This window comes from Amycolatopsis vancoresmycina (assembly GCF_000716785.1).
Taxonomy (GTDB): Bacteria; Actinomycetota; Actinomycetes; order Mycobacteriales; family Pseudonocardiaceae; genus Amycolatopsis; species Amycolatopsis vancoresmycina.
This window is the reverse complement of record NZ_JNYY01000004.1, coordinates 248,974-264,872: the sequence shown is the minus strand read 5'-3', so window position 1 is coordinate 264,872 and position 15,899 is coordinate 248,974. Positions and strand designations below refer to the sequence as shown.

The window sequence follows — 15,899 nt, the reverse complement described above, 5'->3', positions numbered from 1 at the left end:
TCCGCGCTCGGCACGCCGACTCTACGCGCTCGGCGGCCGCGGGTGGATCACGTTCTACTCTGGCGAGTATGACCACCCGCGGCACCGGGGAAACGTCGTTGCCACCGATGGCCGAATGCGTCGTGATCGGTGGCGGCGTCATCGGCGTCAGCTGCGCGTTCCGGCTCGCCGAAGCCGGTGTCGACGTGCTGCTGCTGGAACGCGGCGGGCTGGGCGGCGGCTCGACGGCGAAGGCCGCGGGCGGCATCCGGTCGTCGTTCACCACGCGCGTCAACGTCGAGCTGGGACTGCGCGGGCTCGCCGCGTACAGCGCTTTCTCACGCGACTTCGGCGTCGAGATCGACTTTCGGCGCGATGGCTACCTGTACGTGCTGACCGACCCGGCGGACGTGCCCGCAATCGGACATTGCGCGGAGCTGCAACGCGAGTACGGCGTCCGCAGCCACCTGCTCGATCCCGGGGAAGCGCAGGCTCTGCTGCCCCTGATAGGACGGGACGGGATCGTCGCGGCGTTGTGGTCGCCGGACGACGCGAAGGCGACGCCGGACGCTGTTGTCCAGGGCTACGCGCGTGCGGCGCGAGCGTGCGGTGCGACGCTGCGCACCGGCGTCGAGGTCACCGGGATCGAGCGCGACGGCGACACGCTGACCGGTGTCGTCACGACGGCGGGGTACGTGCGGACCGGCGCGGTGGTGTGCGCAGCGGGCGCGTGGTCGGGGCGGATCGGCGAGCTCGCCGGCCTCGACCTGCCGGTGCGGCCCTACCGGCGGCAGGTCGTGTTCACCGGCCCGGTGCCCGGGCTGCCGGAAGCGGTTCCGCTGACCATCGAGCTGCCGTCGGCGTTCTACTTCCACCGCGAGGGACCGGGCCTGGCGATGTCGTTCAGCGAGGACGACGGCTTCTCCGGCTTCGACACCGGGTACGAGCCGGGCGAGTGGCTGCCCCGCCTGGCCGAGCTGGCCGGCCGCCGGATCCCAGCCGTGCTCGACGCTGGCGTCCGCACCGCCTGGGCCGGGCTGTACGAAATGACGCCGGACCGCAACCAGATCCTCGGGCAAAGCGTCCTGCTGTCGCGGTTCTTCTACGCGACCGGTTTCTCGGGCCACGGCTTCCAGATGGCCCCGGCCGCCGGGGAGCTGATCCGGGACCTTTACCTGGGGCGCGAACCGGCGGTGGACATCACCGAGCTGGACGTCCGGCGGTTCGACAGCGCCGATACCGCACCGGTGGAACACCACATCGTCTAGGGCCGATTGCCAGATCGTTCAACGATCTGGCAGTATCCGAGCCGTGGCTGTGAGTGGTGCTCGGGAGCTGGTGGACGCGCTGGAAGCGCTCGGAACGGAGATCGTCTTCGGCCTGCCGGGGGTGCACAACCTGCCACTGTGGGAGGCACTCGGTGAAACCCGCATCAAGCTCGTCGGCGTCCGCCACGAACAGACCGCCGGGTACGCCGCCGACGGCTACGCCCGCGCCACCGGCAAGCTCGGCGTCGCGCTGGTCACCACCGGCCCGGGCGCGGCGAACACGCTCGGCGCGGTCGGCGAGGCCATGGCGTCCGCGGCCCCGGTGCTGGTGATCGCCACCGACATCCCCTCGACGCTGCGGCGGCCCGGCGTCGTCCGCGGCGTGCTGCACGAGACCTCGGACCAGCAGGCGATGTTCGCGCCGGTGACCAAGGGCGGCTTCACCGTGCGGGCGCCCGACCAGATCGGCACCACCGTCCACCGCGCCGCCCGGCTTGCGCAGCTGCCGCAGAGCGGCCCGGTCTACCTCGGCGTGCCGACCGACTACCTGCGCGAGAGCGTGCCGCACCGCCGCCCGCCCGCGCCGCACCGCAAGCCCGACGTCGACGTCCCCGACCTCGCGCGCGCCGAGGCGATGCTGTCCGACGCGCAGCACCCGCTGATCTGGGCCGGCGGCGGCGCGCTGCGCTCGGGTGCGGGCGACGCGATCGGCGCGCTCGCGGAGAAGCTCGCCGCGCCGGTGATCACCACGTTCGCCGCCCGCGGGCTGCTCCCGCTCGACCACCCGTGCCTGGCGCCGAACCCGGTGCACACGCCGGAGGTCGGGGAGCTCTGGGACGAAGCCGACGTCGTGCTCGCCATCGGCACCGACTTCGACGGCCTGATGACGCAGAACTGGCGGATGCCGAAACCGCCGAAGCTCATCGCGGTCAACGTCGACGCCGACGACGCCGCCAAGAACTACCGCCCCGACCTCACGCTCGTCGGGGACGCGCGCTCGATCGTCGACCGGTTGCTGCCGAAGCAGCGTCCCGGCCTCGACGACATCACGCTCCGGCTGGCCGGCATCGGCCGCCGGGTGCGGCAGCGGATCCGGGACGAAGAGCCGCAGGCCTACGACTTCCTGTCCACTTTGGACGAGGTGCTGCCGACGGACGCGGTGCTGGTGTCCGACATGTGCGTCGCCGGGTACTGGGTCGGCGGCTTCCACCGGGTGCGGGCGCCGCGCAAGCTCGCCTACCCGATGGGCTGGGGCACCCTGGGCTACGGCTTCCCGGCGTCGCTCGGCGCGGCCGCGGCCGGCACCGGGCGCGCCATCTGCATCACCGGGGACGGCGGTTTCCTCTACGGCTGCGGCGATCTGGCGACGCTCGCGCAGGAACAGCTGCCGGTCACGGTCGTCCTGGTCGACGACGGCGGCTACGGGATGCTGCGCTACGACCAGGACCGCGAGGGCCTGCCGCACCGCGGGGTCGACTGGGACAGCCCGGACTTCGTCGGCCTGGCCCGGTCCTTCGGGGTGCACGCCGACCGCGTCTCCGGGTTCGGGCGGGCCTTCCGGCGGCTGCTCGGCGAGTTCGTCGAGTCGGACGAGCCGAACGTGCTGGTCGTCAAGGCCAAGCTCAAGCCGCCGCTGAACACCTCGCCGCGGTGGTACCGGACATGAGGATCGGCGTCGACATCGGCGGCACGTTCACCGACCTCTGCGCGGTGGACGAGGCCGGCATCGTCGCCGTCGGCAAGGTCCTGACCACGCACGACGCGCCTGCGCTGGCGGTGGTCGAGGGACTGGCCACGCTGTTGGCGGACGCCGGGATCGCGGCTTCCGACGTGACGCAGGTGGTCCACGGGACCACCCTGGTGACCAACGCGCTGATCGAGCGCACGGGCTCGCGGACGGCGCTGCTCGCCACCGCGGGCTTCCGCGACGTCCTGGAGCTGCGCCGCGAGCACCGGTACGAGCTGTACGACCTGCACCTGGAACTGCCGGCGCCGCTGGTGCCGCGGCACCTGCGGTTCGACGTCCCGGAGCGCGTCCTCGCCGACGGGTCCGTGCACACCGCGCTCGACGAGCAGTACGTGCGGAAGCTCGGCCGCGAACTGGCGGACCGCGGGATCGAAGCGGTCGCCGTCTGCTTTCTGCACGCCTTCACGAACCCCGCGCACGAGCGGCGTGTCGCGGAGCTGCTCGCCGAGGTCGCGCCTGGCCTGCGCGTTGCGTTGTCGTCCGATGTCGTCCCGGAGATCCGCGAGTACGAGCGCGCGTCGACGACGTTAGTGAACGTTTACGTACAGGACCTCACCGAGCGCTACCTGCACGATCTCGAGCGCCGGCTGCGTGAACTCGGGATCGCGCAGGCGCCGCGCATCATGCTGTCGAACGGCGGCGTGGCCACCGTCGAGACCGCGGCGCGGTACCCGATCCGCATCCTGGAGTCCGGCCCGGCGGGCGGGGCGCTGGCGGCGGCGGTGCTGGGCCCGCCCGATCTGCTGGCCTTCGACATGGGCGGCACGACGGCGAAGCTGTGCCTGATCGCGGGCGGCGCCCCGCTGGTCACGCACCAGTTCGAGGTCGACCGCAAGTACCGGCTGCTGCCCGGCTCGGGACTGCCGGTGCAGGTACCGGTCACCGACCTCATCGAGATCGGCGTCGGGGGCGGCTCCATCGCCCGCATCGACGCGCTGGGGCTGCTGACCGTCGGGCCCGACTCGGCCGGGTCCGAGCCCGGCCCGGTCTGCTACGGCCGCGGCGGCACCGAGCCCACGGTCACCGACGCCGACCTCGTGCTCGGCTACCTCGACCCGGGCTACTTCCTCGGCGGCGGCATGCGCCTGGACGCCGAAGCCGCCCGCTCGGTGCTGGCGGAAAAGATCGCGCGCCCGCTCGGGGTGAGCGTCGAAGAGGCCGCCTGGGGCATCCACACCAGCGTCAACGAGAACATGGCCAACGCCGCCCGGGTGCACGCCGTCGAGCGCGGGCACGATCCGGCGAAGCTGCCGATGTACACCTTCGGCGGCGCGGGTCCGGTGCACGGCGCCGGCGTTGCGCGGGCGCTCGGCGCGCCGTCCGTCGTCGCGCCGCCGGCCGCCGGTGTGCTCAGCGCCGCGGGCTTCCTGACTGCGCCGCTGGCGTTCGACTTCGTCCGTTCGGCGCGCGCGGCCGTGCACGACCTGGAGTGGGCGCAGGTCGACGCGCTGTTCGCCGAGATGGAGGCCGAGGGGGAGACTCTGCTGGCCAAGTCCGGGGTGGCGGAGGTGACGCACCGGCGAATCGCCGAAATGCGCTACACCGGCCAGGGCTACGAGATCCGCGTTCCGGTCCGCGGCGGCAGCTGGCCCCGGTCGCTGATCGAGGAGTTCACCCGCACCTACCGCGCGCTCTACCGGCGCACCGGGCCGGAGGTCGGCGTCGAGGTGCTGAACTGGCGGGTCGTGTCGAGCGGGCCCGCGCCGGACGTCACGCTGCGGCTGACCGCGGAGGCGTCCGGCGGTGACGCGCGGAAGGGCACCCGCAAGGCCTACTTCCCGTCGACTGGTGGATTTGTCGACACGGACGTGTTCGACCGGTACCGGCTCGCGCCGGGGACCCGGGTCGGCGGACCGGCCATCGTGGAGGAACGCGAGTCCACCGTCGTGGTCCCGCCCGGTGCGCACTGTGCGGTCCGGGACGACGGGGCGTTGGAGGTGACCGGGTGAGTGCCGACCCCATCCTCGCCGGCCTGTTCGGCAACCGGCTGCACTCGATCCTCGCCGAACAGCAGAACGCGCTGGTCAACACGGCCTTCTCCGCCGTCGTGCGGGAATCGCTCGACCTGGCGTGCGCGGTGTTCGACTCCCGGGGCGAGATGATCGGCCAGTCCGTCGGCGGCACGCCGGGGCACATCAACGCGATGGCCACCGGCATGCACCACTTCGTCGCGGCGTACCCGCCGGAGACGCTCGAACCCGGGGACGTGCTGCTCACCAACGATCCGTGGCAGACCGCCGGGCAGATCAACGACATCACGGTGGCGACACCGGTGTTCCGGGGCGGCCGGCTGGTCGCGTGGTTCGCGTCGTGCTGCCACGCGCCCGACATCGGTGGCCGGCTCGTCTCCGCCGAGGCCCACGAAGTCTTCGAAGAGGGGCTGCGGCTGCCTATCCTCAAGTTCCTGCGTGCCGGCGAGGTCAACGCCGATCTCGAACGGCTGATCCGGGCGAACGTCCGGACGCCGGAAGAGACCATCGGCGACCTGTACGCGCAGGTCACCGGCAACGAGGTCGGCGCGGCGAGCCTGCTGCGCCTGCTGGACGAGCTCGGCCTCGAAACGCTGGACGACGTCGCCGCCGAGATCATGGACCGCTCGGAGCAGGCGCTGCGGGACGCGCTGCGGGCTCTCCCCGATGGCACGTACACCAACGAAATCGCCACCGACGGCTTCGACGACGAAGAGATCGTGCTGCGCGTCGCGGCCACTGTGGACGGTGACGAGATCCACCTCGACTTCGCGGGCTCGTCGCCGCAGAGCCGTCGCGGGATCAACGTCGTGCTGAACTACACGCGGGCGTACGCGTCCTTCGCGGTCAAGGCGGCGATCTCGCCGGAAGTGCCGCACAACGCCGGGTCGTTCCGGCCCGTGCACGTCACCGCGCCCGAAGGTTCGGTGCTCAACTGCCTGCCGCCGGCGCCCGTCGCCTCCCGGCACCTGATCGGGCACTTCCTGCCGTCGCTGCTGATCGGCGCGTTGCCCGGGACGGCGATCGCGCCGAGCGCCGACGCGCTGTGGATGACCATCTGGCGCGGCCCCGGGTTCATGCTGAACGTCTTCCAGACCGGCGGCACGGGCGCGCGCCGGGGCAAGGACGGCCTCAGCACGACCGGGTTCCCGAGCGGCCTGCGGTCGACGCCGACCGAGGTGATCGAAACGACGGCGCCGCTGGTCCAGCACTCGCGGGAACTGCGCGTCGATTCCGGCGGCCCCGGACGGTGGCGCGGCGGCCTCGGCCAGGTGACGACGATGGCCGTCCGCGGCGATTTCCCCTGGAGTGTCAACGGGAACGTCGACCGCGTGCGCGCTGCGGCGTCCGGAGTGGACGGCGGGCACCCCGGTGCGGTCGGCCGTTTCGGCTTGCACGGCGGCGGGGACCTACCCGCGAAGAGCCGGGTGACGCCGCCCGCGGGGTCCGTTGTGGACGTCACGCTGCCGGGCGGCGGCGGTTATGGGCCGCCGTTCGAACGGCCCGTGGCGGCGGTGCTCGCCGACGTCGTCGAGGGTTACGTCTCCCGGGAAGCGGCGCGCGAGGTGTACGGCGTCGAGGTGGTGTATCTGGGGCAGCCGGACGCGCTCGTCCGGCTGCCCGAGGACTACACAGTGGACGAAGAGCAGACAGCACGACTGAGAGCGGGGAAGTGACATGGGTCGGTTGGCCGGCAAGGTGGCGGTCGTCTTCGGCGGCGCGCGGGGGATCGGCCTCGCCACGGTGAAGGAGTTCCTCGCCGAAGGGGCGACGGTCCACGCTTCCGACATCCGCGAACCGGCGGAAGTGGTCGAGGGCTACCGGCATTCCCTGGTGGACGCCACGGACGAAGACGCCGTGGCGGCGTTCGTCGACGGGGTCGTCGCCGAGGCCGGCCGCATCGACGTGCTGTTCAACAACGTCGGCATCCACCTCGGCAAGTCTCTTGTGGACACGACACTGGCGGACTTCGACCACATCTTCGCGCTGAACGTGCGGGCCGCCTTCCTCGGCACCCGCGCGGTGCTGCCGCACATGATCGAGCAGCAGGCGGGCAGCATCATCACGACGTCGTCGAACGGCGGCGTGATGGGCCGCCCCGGCGACCCGGTGTACAACGCCACGAAACACGCGCTGGTCGGGCTGACGAAGTCCATCGCCGTCGCGCACGCGCACCAGGGCATCCGGGCCAACACGGTGAACCCGGGCGCGATCGACACCGACATGCTGCGCAGCACCCTGAACTCGCCGGAGGAGTTCGAGACCAAGCAGCACCAGCTGGTCGCGAGCACGCCCGCCGCGCGCGTCGGCGAGGCGTGGGAGGTCGCGAAGGCGGTGGTGTTCCTGGCGAGCGACGAGTCGCGGTTCGTCAACGGCGTTGTGCTGCCGATCGACGGCGCGAAGGCCGCGGGTGCGATGCCGGGCAACCGCTACAGCCTCGATTTCGAACTCGGCGTCAGGTAGCGCCGTGACCGTCGATGCGTCGGGGCTGGAGAGCGCGCGGCACCTGCTCGAACGCAGTGGCACCGCCGAGCGGGTCGCGGCGATCCTGCGCCAGCACATCACCGACGGCGTCTTCGCGCCCGGCGAACGGCTGTCCGAGCCGGTGATCAGCGCGGCGCTCGGCGTCTCGCGCAACACGCTGCGCGAGTCGTTCCAGCTGCTCGCCCACGAACGGCTGGCCGTGCACGAGCTCAACCGCGGGGTGTTCGTGCGCGAACTGACCACAGAGGACATCGCGGACCTCTACGTCGTGCGTCGCGCCACCGAATGCGGTGCCCTGCGTCGCGCCGCCGAGCTGTCCACTGTGGATCTTTCCGGGGTCGAGCAGGCACTCCGGGACGGCGAGGCGGCGGCGGAGGCCGAAGACTGGCCGTCGGTCGGCACCGCCAGCATCCACTTCCACCAGGCCCTCGCGGACCTGGCCGGCAGCGAGCGCCTCTCCGCGACGATGCGCCAGGTGCTCGCCGAAACGCGGTTGTTCTTCGTGCTCAACGAAAACACGCGGGAGTTCTACGAACCGTTCCTCGGCTGCCACGACGAGATCCTGCGAGACCTGCGAGGCGGCCGGTTCGACGCCGCGGAAGCCGTTCTCGACCGCTACCTGCGTGACGCCGAAGCCCGGCTGCTCGAGCTCAGCGCCCGGGGAACGGCGCCGTGACCACGTCCGACGAGGAGCCGACGATGACCCCTGCCGCCGACGGATTCCGGCCCCTGGACGGGATCAAGGTCGTCGACCTCTCCCGCATCCTCGCCGGCCCGTACTGCACGCAGTACCTGGGCGAGATGGGGGCCGACGTGATCAAGGTGGAGCCGCCGGGGCACGGCGACGACACCCGCGGCTGGGGACCGCCGTTCGTCGGCGGCGAGGCCGTCTACTACCTGGCCGCCAACCGGAACAAGCGCGGGATCGTGCTCGACCTCAAGAGCGACCGCGGGCGGGACGCGCTGCGGCGGCTGGTCACCGGCGCCGACGTGCTCGTCGAGAACTTCCGGCCCGGGACGCTCGAGAAGTGGGGCATCGGGTACGTCGAGCTGGCGGAGCTGAACCCGCGGCTGATCCACGTGTCGATCACCGGGTTCGGGCAGACCGGCCCCTACCGCGACCGCGCCGGGTACGACCTGGTCGCGCAGGCCCTCGGCGGCGTGATGTCGCTGACCGGCGAGCCCGGCGGCGCGCCGGCGAAGGCCGGGCTGCCGGTGGCGGACCTGAACGCCGGGACGTGGGCGATCATCGGCGTGCTGATGGCGTTGCAGGCCCGGCACACGACCGGCCGCGGGCAGTACCTCGACGTGTCCCTTTTGGACAGTCAGCTGGCCTGGCACGTCTACGCCGCGGGCGCGACCTTCTACGACGCGCCGCGGCCGCGCCGGATGGGCTCGGCGCACCCGAGCATCGTCCCGTACCAGGGCTACCACGTCGCCGACGGCTGGCTGGTCATCGCGGTCGGCAGCGAAAAGCTGTGGCACGCGTTCTGCGGGGTGCTCGGCCTCGACATCGCCGCCGACCCGCGGTTCGCGTCGAACGCGCTTCGCGCCGCGCACCGCGACGAGCTCAACAGCCTGCTCGAACCGGTGCTGCTGACCCGCACGTCGGCGGAGTGGATGAAGGCGTTCGACGCGGCGGGCGTGCCGGCGGCGCCGGTGAACGAGATCGACGACGTCTACGCGGACCCGTGGGCGGCGGCGCGCGAGCAGGTGGTGCGGCTGCCGCACCCGGCGGTCGGGACGTACCTGGGCACGGGCTTCCCGGTGAAGGCGTCGGACACCCCGGCGCGGCCGACGTCGGCGCCGCCGACGCTGGGCCAGCACACCGCGGAGGTCCTCGCGGAGCTGGGCTACACGCCGGAGGAGATCGCCGGGTTCCTGGACTGACCGGCCAGTCCGGTGCGGCGAACTGTGCACGATGGAGTGTTCGCGCCCGGCGCCGCGCCCTGGTAGGGATGGGGGCAGGACTGAGGAGGACCGATGGCAGCACAGCACGCCCTGTGGCACCCGTTCGCCGACATGGGTGCGGTCGACGGCGACCGGATGGTGATCACCCGCGGCGAGGGCTCGTACGTCTGGGACGACGCGGGCCGCCGGTACTTCGACGCGACCGCGTCGCTCTGGTACGCGAACTTCGGCCACGGCCGCCCGGAGATCACCGAAGCCGTCGCCAAGCAGCTGCAGACGCTCGACTCGTACAACCTGTTCGGCTACAACGCGAACCAGCCGGCGATCGAGCTGGCGGACCGCGTCGCCGCGCTGGCGCCGGAACCGGGGTCGAAGGTGTTCTTCGGGTCGGGCGGCGGCGACGTGATCGACACGGCGGTGAAGCTCGCGCGGGCGTACTTCGCGCACACCGGGCGGCCGGAGAAGGTGCACGTGATCGGCCGCGCCCAGGGCTACCACGGCACGCACGGTTTCGGCACGGCGGTCGGCGGCATCCCGGCGAACGCGGCGAACGTCGGCCCGCAGCCGCCGGACTTCTCGCACGTCCCGTACGACGACGCGGCGGCGCTGGAGGCGGAGATCGAGCGCGTCGGGCCCGCGCGGGTCGCGGCGTTCTTCTGCGAGCCGGTGATCGGCGCCGGCGGCGTGCTGCTGCCGCCGGCGGGGTACCTCGAGGAGGTGGCGGCGACCTGCCGCCGGCACGAGGTGCTGTTCGTGGCGGACTGCGTGATCGCGGCGTGGGGCCGGCTGGGCACGTGGTTCGGCATCGACCGCTGGCCGGTGCGCCCGGACATGATCACGACGGCGAAGGGCATCACGGGCGGAACGATCCCGCTGGGCGCGCTGGTCGTGGCCCCGCGGGTGGCCGAGCCGTTCTTCACGGGAGCACCGGGAGCGCCGATCTTCCGCCACGGCGCCACGTACGCGGGCCACCCGGTGGCGTGCGCGGCCGGCTTGGCGACGCTGGACATCTACGAGCGCGACGGCCTGATCCCCCGCGGCCGCGAGCTGGAGAAACCCCTGGCCGACGCGGTGTCGGGGGTGAGCGGGCACGAGCTGGTGGCCGAGGTCCGGGCCGGCCTGGGCTTCCTGGCGGCCGTCGAGCTGACGGCGGAAGTCATGGACGCGGACCCTGGAGCACCGGTCAAGCTGCAGCGGGCCTGCCGGGACGAGGGCGTGATCGTGCGGAACCTGGGCCGGGGAGTGGCGGTGTCCCCGCCGCTGGTGGCGGCGGAGCCGGAGCTGGACCTGCTGGCAGCGGCCCTGCCGAAGGCCTTGGACCGCCTGGCCGCGCAGATGTGAGGCCGCGAATGACTCATTCGGGACCTCCGACGTCCCGAATGAGTCATTCGCGACGCTTGTGCCGGCGGCGGCCCCCCAGCCCGCCGCCGACCGGTCCCGGAGGACCCCGGGGTCAGGAGATGCAGAACTCGTTGCCCTCCGGGTCCGCCATCGTCACCCAGCTGTGCGGCCCCTGGCGTCCCCGCCACAGGTACGTCGCCCCGCGGGACTTCAGCTTCTCCAGCGCTGCCTCGACGTTGTCCGCGCCCACCCACACGTCCAGGTGGACCCGGTTCTTGACCGTCTTCGCCTCCGGGACCTCCTGGAAGAGGATCCGGCGCGGTGGCCCCTCCGGTGGCGAGTCCGGGTGGCGGATCCCCGCTCCCGTCTTCCACACCAGTGCCCCGCGGTAGGTCCGGGTTTCCTCCTCCTTCGCGTACCCCTTCGCGATCATCTCGCGGACGAAGTCCTCGTCCGTCGGTTCCACGGTCCAGCCGAGCGTCTCGGCCCACCAGTCGGCGAGCACGTGCGGGTCGGCCGAATCCACCACTACCTGGAAGTCATGCGCCATACCGGCACGTTAACGACCGAGTCCGACATTTTCCGCAGCATCGGGTCCTCGGGCACGACCGTGAAGCGCCACTTGTCCACGCCGCCGCCCATGATTTCGGCGTACCGGCGGGCGCCGTCGGCGTTGGCGAACCGCACCTGCTGGCCGTTCGTCAAATGGGTGATCTTGACCGCCACGACAACCTCCCGAAGTTTGTGGGCCGGCCCGCGGAGCTTCCCCCTCCGGGACCGGCAGGCACAGTAGAACACATGTTCGACCACCCGCGCCAGTCTCTCCCCCAAGTAGGGGAGCAAAGAACAAAACCGCAGGTCAGAGCGGTCGGATCAGCGCGACACGCGGCCAGGCGTCCAGGCCGCGGGCCGCCTCGGCGCGGCGGATCGAGCGCAGCCCGGGGCCGGTTTCCGTCTCCGGGACGACCCGGAACCCCAGCCGCTCGTAGTACGGCGCGTTCCACGGCACCGCCGCGAACGTCGTCAGCGTCAACGCCGTCAGCCCGCGCGAGGCCGCCCATTCCGCGAGCGTCTCTATCAGGGCGCGGCCGAGCCCGCGCCGAGCGTGGGACGGCCGGACCGAGACCTGCTCGATGTGCGCGCACCCGTCGACGACGTCCGCGAGCAGGTAGGCCACCGGCCGGTCGGCGGCGTCGGTGCTCACCCACGCGCGGCCGGCCGACTGGTACACCGCCAGCTCCGCCACCGAGCCCGGGTCGTCGTCGGCGATCGCGGCCATGCCGATGGCGCGGAACAGCTCGCCCGCTTCGCGTTCGACGTCGATCAACGCGGGCAGGTCGTCGGGGCGCGCGAGCCGGATCACCCGGGCAGTTGTACGCGCCCGCGCCGGTTTCTCACAGCGAATAAGACGAGATCGCCCGCTGGATGCGGATCGCGTACTCCTGCAGGGCGGTGATCGCCGTGTGCCGGGCCTCCTCGGTGATCCGGGCGGCCGGGCCGGCCAGGCTCAGCACCGTCGGCCGCCTGCCGATCGTCGGCACCGGCACCGAACACGCCCAGACGCCTTCGTCGAGTTCGCCGGAGCTGACCGCGTACCGGTTCTCCAGCGCCCACTTCAGCTCGTCACGCACCGCCGGGCCGCGCTGCTCGACGATCGACGCCCACCGCCGGTCGCGTTCGATCTCGGGCAGCAGCGCGAGCAGCATCTTGCCGGACGCGCCGACGCCGAGCGGCAGCGAATGCCCCGGTTCGAAGGTGAACCGCATGGCGCGGTCGCACTCGACGCGGTCCGCGCACACGGCGGAGTCGCCGAACTGCTGGAACAGCATCACCGTCTCGCCGAGTTCCCGTGCCGCCTCTTCCATCGACGGCCGCGCCAGCTGCACCATGTCGTTGGCCAGCTGCGCGGCTCGCGCCAGCGGCATCACCTGGCTGGTCAGGTGGTAGTGCCCGGCCCGGCCCTCCTCGAGCAGCTGGAGCTCCTTGAGCAGGGCCACGTAGCGGTAGGTCGTGGCCACCGGGCTGCCGATGGTCGCCGCGAGCTCCGCGACGCTCGCTTCCCAGCGGCGCTCCGAAAAGGCCAGCAGCAACTGGAGGACCTTGCGGGAACTGCTGGCACCGGGCGTGCGGCGCGGGGAAGTGGTGGCGGAACCGTCGACGCTGCTGACGGCAGGCGGCATCGTGACCTCTCGGTGAGACAAAAACGTCCTTCGCTATCACACGCGGTGAATAAATTAGCACGTTGTGTGAAACGAAGGCCAGGTATTGCCGGCGGCGAAGCCGGGAAAAGGCCCGCCGCCGGCTCACCCGCATCACATCGTGAGGAACTCGCCCGGTTTCGTCACCACCGGTGACTCCACGTAGAGCCCGCGGTACTCGTCCTGGATCCCGGAGTTGTGCACCTGCAGCGCCAGCGGGCCCACCCGCCCGGCGGTCTTGTCGGTGAACCGCAGCACTTCGACGCCCTTGCAGGTGATCGCCGTGCCGGTCAGCGGGCAGCACGCCATCCGCGCCACGCCGGTGGCCGCGTCACCGATCAGCTCGCACTGCGCCCACTTCTTGATGTCGATGGTCGTGTGCGGCAGCTGCTGGAACAGTTTCCCGCCGCCGTCGTTGTGCCCCGGCCGGTAGTCCCAGTGCCCGCCGTTCGGCGGCTGGAACTGGATGGCGCTCAGCGCGTCGCGGATCGGGTCGGTGGTGCCCCAGATCAGCACGGTCGGTTTGTGGTTGCCCTTGACCTGCCGGACATTGAATATCCACCGAAACGTGCCGACCTGCTGTTTGTTGTAGTACAACCAGCCGCGCGCGGTGCCGTTGCCGTGGATGACACCGTTCTTCGCCGACCACAGGCCGGCTTTCGACGACGTCCACGTGCTCAGGTCCGTGCCGTCGAACATGGAGACCAGATTCGGGTCGCCATAGGGGTTGTCCGCGGCGGAAGCCGCCGGTGCCAGCGCCGAAGCCACGATGAACCCCGCGGCCAGCACGCCGAAGAGCTTGCGAAACATTCTGCCGTCCTCTCGTGAACGCGAACTGCGGTCGAGGGTTTCGGACGGCGGAATGCACGCTACGAGCCGCGGCGGTGAACCGTCAACCGCGGTCCCGGTCACCGGTGAGGAACGGGGTCAGCAGGCCGGGCACGGCCCGGTCGGCGAGCGCCAGCCCGTCGGCCTCGCCGACGTCGAGCACCCGGTACTTGCCCTTGCCCGCGGCGACCGGCGCGATCAGCGTCACGAGCCCGGCCCGGCGCTGGAAGTACGAGCGCTCGACGACGATCCCGGTCAGCCCGTCGCAGCGGACCGCCGCCGTGCCGCGGTCCAGCGAACCCGACCGCGTCACCAGGTACCGGCCGGCGAGGGCGTGCCCGAGGCCGCGGTAGCGGTCCCAGCCGACGAGCGCGGCGAAGGGCACCAGCACGAGCGCGACCTGCCACGGCCAGTCCGGCAGCGCGCCGAGCCACGCCAGGCCGTACAGCGCCGCGGCGAGCAGCAGCACGCCGAGGACGGCCCGCGAGAGCCGCCGGTACAGCGCGCGGCGCGGGTGCCGCACCAGCGGCGCCGCGGCCGGGTCGGTGCCGAGCACCTGCGCGACGACTTCGTGCGCGCGCGCCAGCGGGGCTGGCGGCAGCAGGAGGCTGCCGCCCTTGTCCGCGCTCTTGCCCTCCCGCAGGCCGGCGGCGACGGCGACGCAGCGGGCGCCGCCGGCCAGCCGCAGCGGCAGCGGCTCCCGGATTTCCGCGCCGCGCAGGCGGTCCTCCTCGATCGACACCGACCGCGTGGTGATCAGCCCGCGCCGGACGTGCAGCGTGCCCGCCGGTTCGCGGGTGAGCCGGAAGTTCCAGAACGACAGCACGTACCCGCCGACCGACAGCAGCGAGACGAGCACCAGCAGGCCGACGGCGGCGAGCACCACGCTCACCCACGCCGGTGTCTCGGCGAAGTGCCCGACGACCGCCTGGACCAGCGAAAACTGGATCGGGTCGAAGTGCAGTTCGTGCGCGAAGTGGTAGACCGTGCCGACGGCCGCGCCGACCACGGCCAGCCCCGACAACGTGAACGGCGCGTACCGCAGCCACCGCTTGTCGACCGCGGCGATCAGCTGCTCCGGCGGCGCGGCGGCGGATTCCCCGGCGGCGGCCTCGGCCTTGCGGTGCAGCAGGAGCGTCCGCAGCCGCTGGGCCTCGGCGATGGTGACGGCGTCGAGGACGAGCTCGTCCTTGCCCGGCCCCTTGCCGTGCGAGTGCCGCCCGGTGCCGATCCGCGCGGCGGCCAGCGAGAACAGCCGGTGCTTCGGCTCGGAGGTGACGTCGACCGTCCGGATCCGGTCGCGGGGAACGGCCCGGTGCTTGCGCTGCAGCAGCCCGGTGCGCCACTCGACCTGCGACTCGGTGATCCGGTAGCGCGAGGTCAGCACGTGCGAGACACCGGTGAACACGGCGATCGCGGTGAACACGAGGCCGATCCACTGCCACGGCTCGCCGTGGCCGAACAGCAGCGCGCCCAGCAGCACCGGGAGCGACTTCACCAGGTCGAGCACCGGCCGGATGAGCAGCATGCGCCGGTCGAGGTGGTGCCACGGCGCGTCCTGCGTGCCTTCCGCGGGCGGAGTGATCACTTCGGTGCTCACGTCGCATCGCCCCGGACGGCCTGCGTCGTCTTCGTCAGCTCGTCGGCCAGCGCGAGCGCGCGGTCGTGCGCCAGGCCCGAGATCCGCAGCGGGCCCGCCGCGGACGCCGTCGTCACGGTGATCTTCGCCAGCCCGAACAGCTGCTCGAAGGGGTCGCGCTCGATGTCGACGGTCTGGATCCGCGACACCGGCGCGATCCGCCACTCCTGCTTCAGCCAGCCGGACTGCGTGTAGACGGCCTCGCCGGTGACCTCCCAGCGGTGCACGCGGTAGCGCCACTGCGGCATCACGATCAGGTGCAGCGGGCCGAGCACGCAGGAGAGCACCAGCGTCACGGTCAGGAACGACGGCGCGTCGTCGCTGGTCACCACGATGAGCGTCTGCACGCCGATCAGGATGATCCACAGGATCGAGGCGGTGACCGTCCAGTAGCCGATGGCCCGGCGGCTGACCCGGTGCGCCGGCGGCCGCAGCTGCAACGCCGTGCTCGTGGTGTGTTCGCTCACGCCCCAAGCGTGCCCGATCGGGGCCTTGCGCGCCCACGACACATGTCACGATGCCGATCCGAACCGG

Annotated in this window: 15 protein-coding genes; 8 read left to right on the top strand and 7 right to left on the bottom strand. The window is 72.0% G+C overall.

Going from position 1 to position 15,899, the window contains the following annotated elements:
* The first annotated feature begins 68 nt into the window (after window positions 1-68).
* The 8 genes from OO60_RS11040 (at window position 69) to OO60_RS11005 (ending at window position 10,700) form a co-directional block, all read left to right on the top strand.
* Complete coding sequence (locus tag OO60_RS11040) at window positions 69-1,247, top strand: NAD(P)/FAD-dependent oxidoreductase (protein ID WP_033261285.1); 1,179 nt, start codon at window positions 69-71, stop codon at window positions 1,245-1,247.
* Between the two features lie 70 nt (window positions 1,248-1,317).
* Complete coding sequence (locus OO60_RS11035) at window positions 1,318-2,913, top strand: thiamine pyrophosphate-binding protein (protein WP_003079649.1); 1,596 nt, start codon at window positions 1,318-1,320, stop codon at window positions 2,911-2,913.
* The gene (locus tag OO60_RS11030) at window positions 2,910-4,943 is read left to right on the top strand and encodes a hydantoinase/oxoprolinase family protein (protein ID WP_033261284.1); all 2,034 of its coding nucleotides are present in this window, start codon (window positions 2,910-2,912) and stop codon (window positions 4,941-4,943) included. Before OO60_RS11035 ends, OO60_RS11030 begins: the two co-directional genes overlap by 4 nt.
* Window positions 4,940-6,640 carry a hydantoinase B/oxoprolinase family protein gene (locus OO60_RS11025; RefSeq protein WP_004561816.1) on the top strand — a complete coding sequence of 567 codons (1,701 nt, stop codon included), beginning with the start codon at window positions 4,940-4,942 and terminating at the stop codon, window positions 6,638-6,640. Before OO60_RS11030 ends, OO60_RS11025 begins: the two co-directional genes overlap by 4 nt.
* A gap of 1 nt (window position 6,641) precedes the next feature.
* Window positions 6,642-7,427, top strand: coding sequence for an SDR family NAD(P)-dependent oxidoreductase (locus tag OO60_RS11020; RefSeq protein ID WP_004561815.1), 786 nt, complete (start codon window positions 6,642-6,644; stop codon window positions 7,425-7,427).
* A 4-nt stretch (window positions 7,428-7,431) separates the two neighbouring features.
* Window positions 7,432-8,124 carry a GntR family transcriptional regulator gene (locus OO60_RS11015; protein WP_004561814.1) on the top strand — a complete coding sequence of 231 codons (693 nt, stop codon included), beginning with the start codon at window positions 7,432-7,434 and terminating at the stop codon, window positions 8,122-8,124.
* Between the two features lie 23 nt (window positions 8,125-8,147).
* Window positions 8,148-9,338: a CaiB/BaiF CoA transferase family protein gene (locus OO60_RS11010; RefSeq protein ID WP_033261344.1), complete on the top strand. Its 1,191-nt coding sequence runs from the start codon at window positions 8,148-8,150 to the stop codon at window positions 9,336-9,338.
* Window positions 9,339-9,431: 93 nt separating this feature from the next.
* Window positions 9,432-10,700, top strand: a complete 1,269-nt coding sequence (locus OO60_RS11005; protein ID WP_004561812.1) for an aminotransferase family protein — start codon at window positions 9,432-9,434, stop codon at window positions 10,698-10,700.
* Between the two features lie 112 nt (window positions 10,701-10,812).
* On the opposite strand, the gene OO60_RS11000 is transcribed toward OO60_RS11005, so the two are convergent.
* From OO60_RS11000 to OO60_RS10970, 7 genes are all read right to left on the bottom strand, one after another.
* Window positions 10,813-11,229 carry a VOC family protein gene (locus OO60_RS11000; RefSeq protein WP_004561811.1) on the bottom strand — a complete coding sequence of 139 codons (417 nt, stop codon included), beginning with the start codon at window positions 11,227-11,229 and terminating at the stop codon, window positions 10,813-10,815.
* Complete coding sequence (locus tag OO60_RS10995) at window positions 11,229-11,426, bottom strand: hypothetical protein (RefSeq protein ID WP_004561810.1); 198 nt, start codon at window positions 11,424-11,426, stop codon at window positions 11,229-11,231. The genes OO60_RS11000 and OO60_RS10995 overlap by 1 nt, the downstream gene beginning before the upstream one ends.
* A gap of 133 nt (window positions 11,427-11,559) precedes the next feature.
* Window positions 11,560-12,063 (bottom strand): GNAT family N-acetyltransferase, encoded by a 504-nt coding sequence (locus OO60_RS10990; RefSeq protein ID WP_004561809.1) that lies wholly within the window; start codon window positions 12,061-12,063, stop codon window positions 11,560-11,562.
* A 31-nt stretch (window positions 12,064-12,094) separates the two neighbouring features.
* Entirely contained in the window at window positions 12,095-12,880 is a 786-nt protein-coding gene (locus OO60_RS10985) for an IclR family transcriptional regulator (protein ID WP_033261283.1), read from the bottom strand.
* 132 nt (window positions 12,881-13,012) lie between these two features.
* Window positions 13,013-13,708: a 3-keto-alpha-glucoside-1,2-lyase-like domain-containing protein gene (locus tag OO60_RS10980; RefSeq protein WP_004561808.1), complete on the bottom strand. Its 696-nt coding sequence runs from the start codon at window positions 13,706-13,708 to the stop codon at window positions 13,013-13,015.
* Between the two features lie 82 nt (window positions 13,709-13,790).
* A complete protein-coding gene (locus tag OO60_RS10975) occupies window positions 13,791-15,326 on the bottom strand; it encodes a PH domain-containing protein (RefSeq protein WP_033261282.1) in 1,536 nt (511 codons plus the stop codon).
* On the bottom strand, window positions 15,323-15,832 hold the full coding sequence (locus OO60_RS10970; protein WP_081656019.1) for a PH domain-containing protein: 510 nt from the start codon (window positions 15,830-15,832) through the stop codon (window positions 15,323-15,325). Before OO60_RS10970 ends, OO60_RS10975 begins: the two co-directional genes overlap by 4 nt.
* Window positions 15,833-15,899 lie beyond the last annotated feature (67 nt).

Coding starts and splice junctions, on each gene's coding strand:
- OO60_RS11040 (WP_033261285.1), top strand. CDS start 69: ATGACCACCCGCGGCACCGGGGAAACGTCGTTGCCACCGATGGCCGAA.
- OO60_RS11030 (WP_033261284.1), top strand. CDS start 2,910: ATGAGGATCGGCGTCGACATCGGCGGCACGTTCACCGACCTCTGCGCG.
- OO60_RS11020 (WP_004561815.1), top strand. CDS start 6,642: ATGGGTCGGTTGGCCGGCAAGGTGGCGGTCGTCTTCGGCGGCGCGCGG.
- OO60_RS11010 (WP_033261344.1), top strand. CDS start 8,148: ATGACCCCTGCCGCCGACGGATTCCGGCCCCTGGACGGGATCAAGGTC.
- OO60_RS11005 (WP_004561812.1), top strand. CDS start 9,432: ATGGCAGCACAGCACGCCCTGTGGCACCCGTTCGCCGACATGGGTGCG.
- OO60_RS10985 (WP_033261283.1), bottom strand. CDS start 12,880: ATGCCGCCTGCCGTCAGCAGCGTCGACGGTTCCGCCACCACTTCCCCG.
- OO60_RS10980 (WP_004561808.1), bottom strand. CDS start 13,708: ATGTTTCGCAAGCTCTTCGGCGTGCTGGCCGCGGGGTTCATCGTGGCT.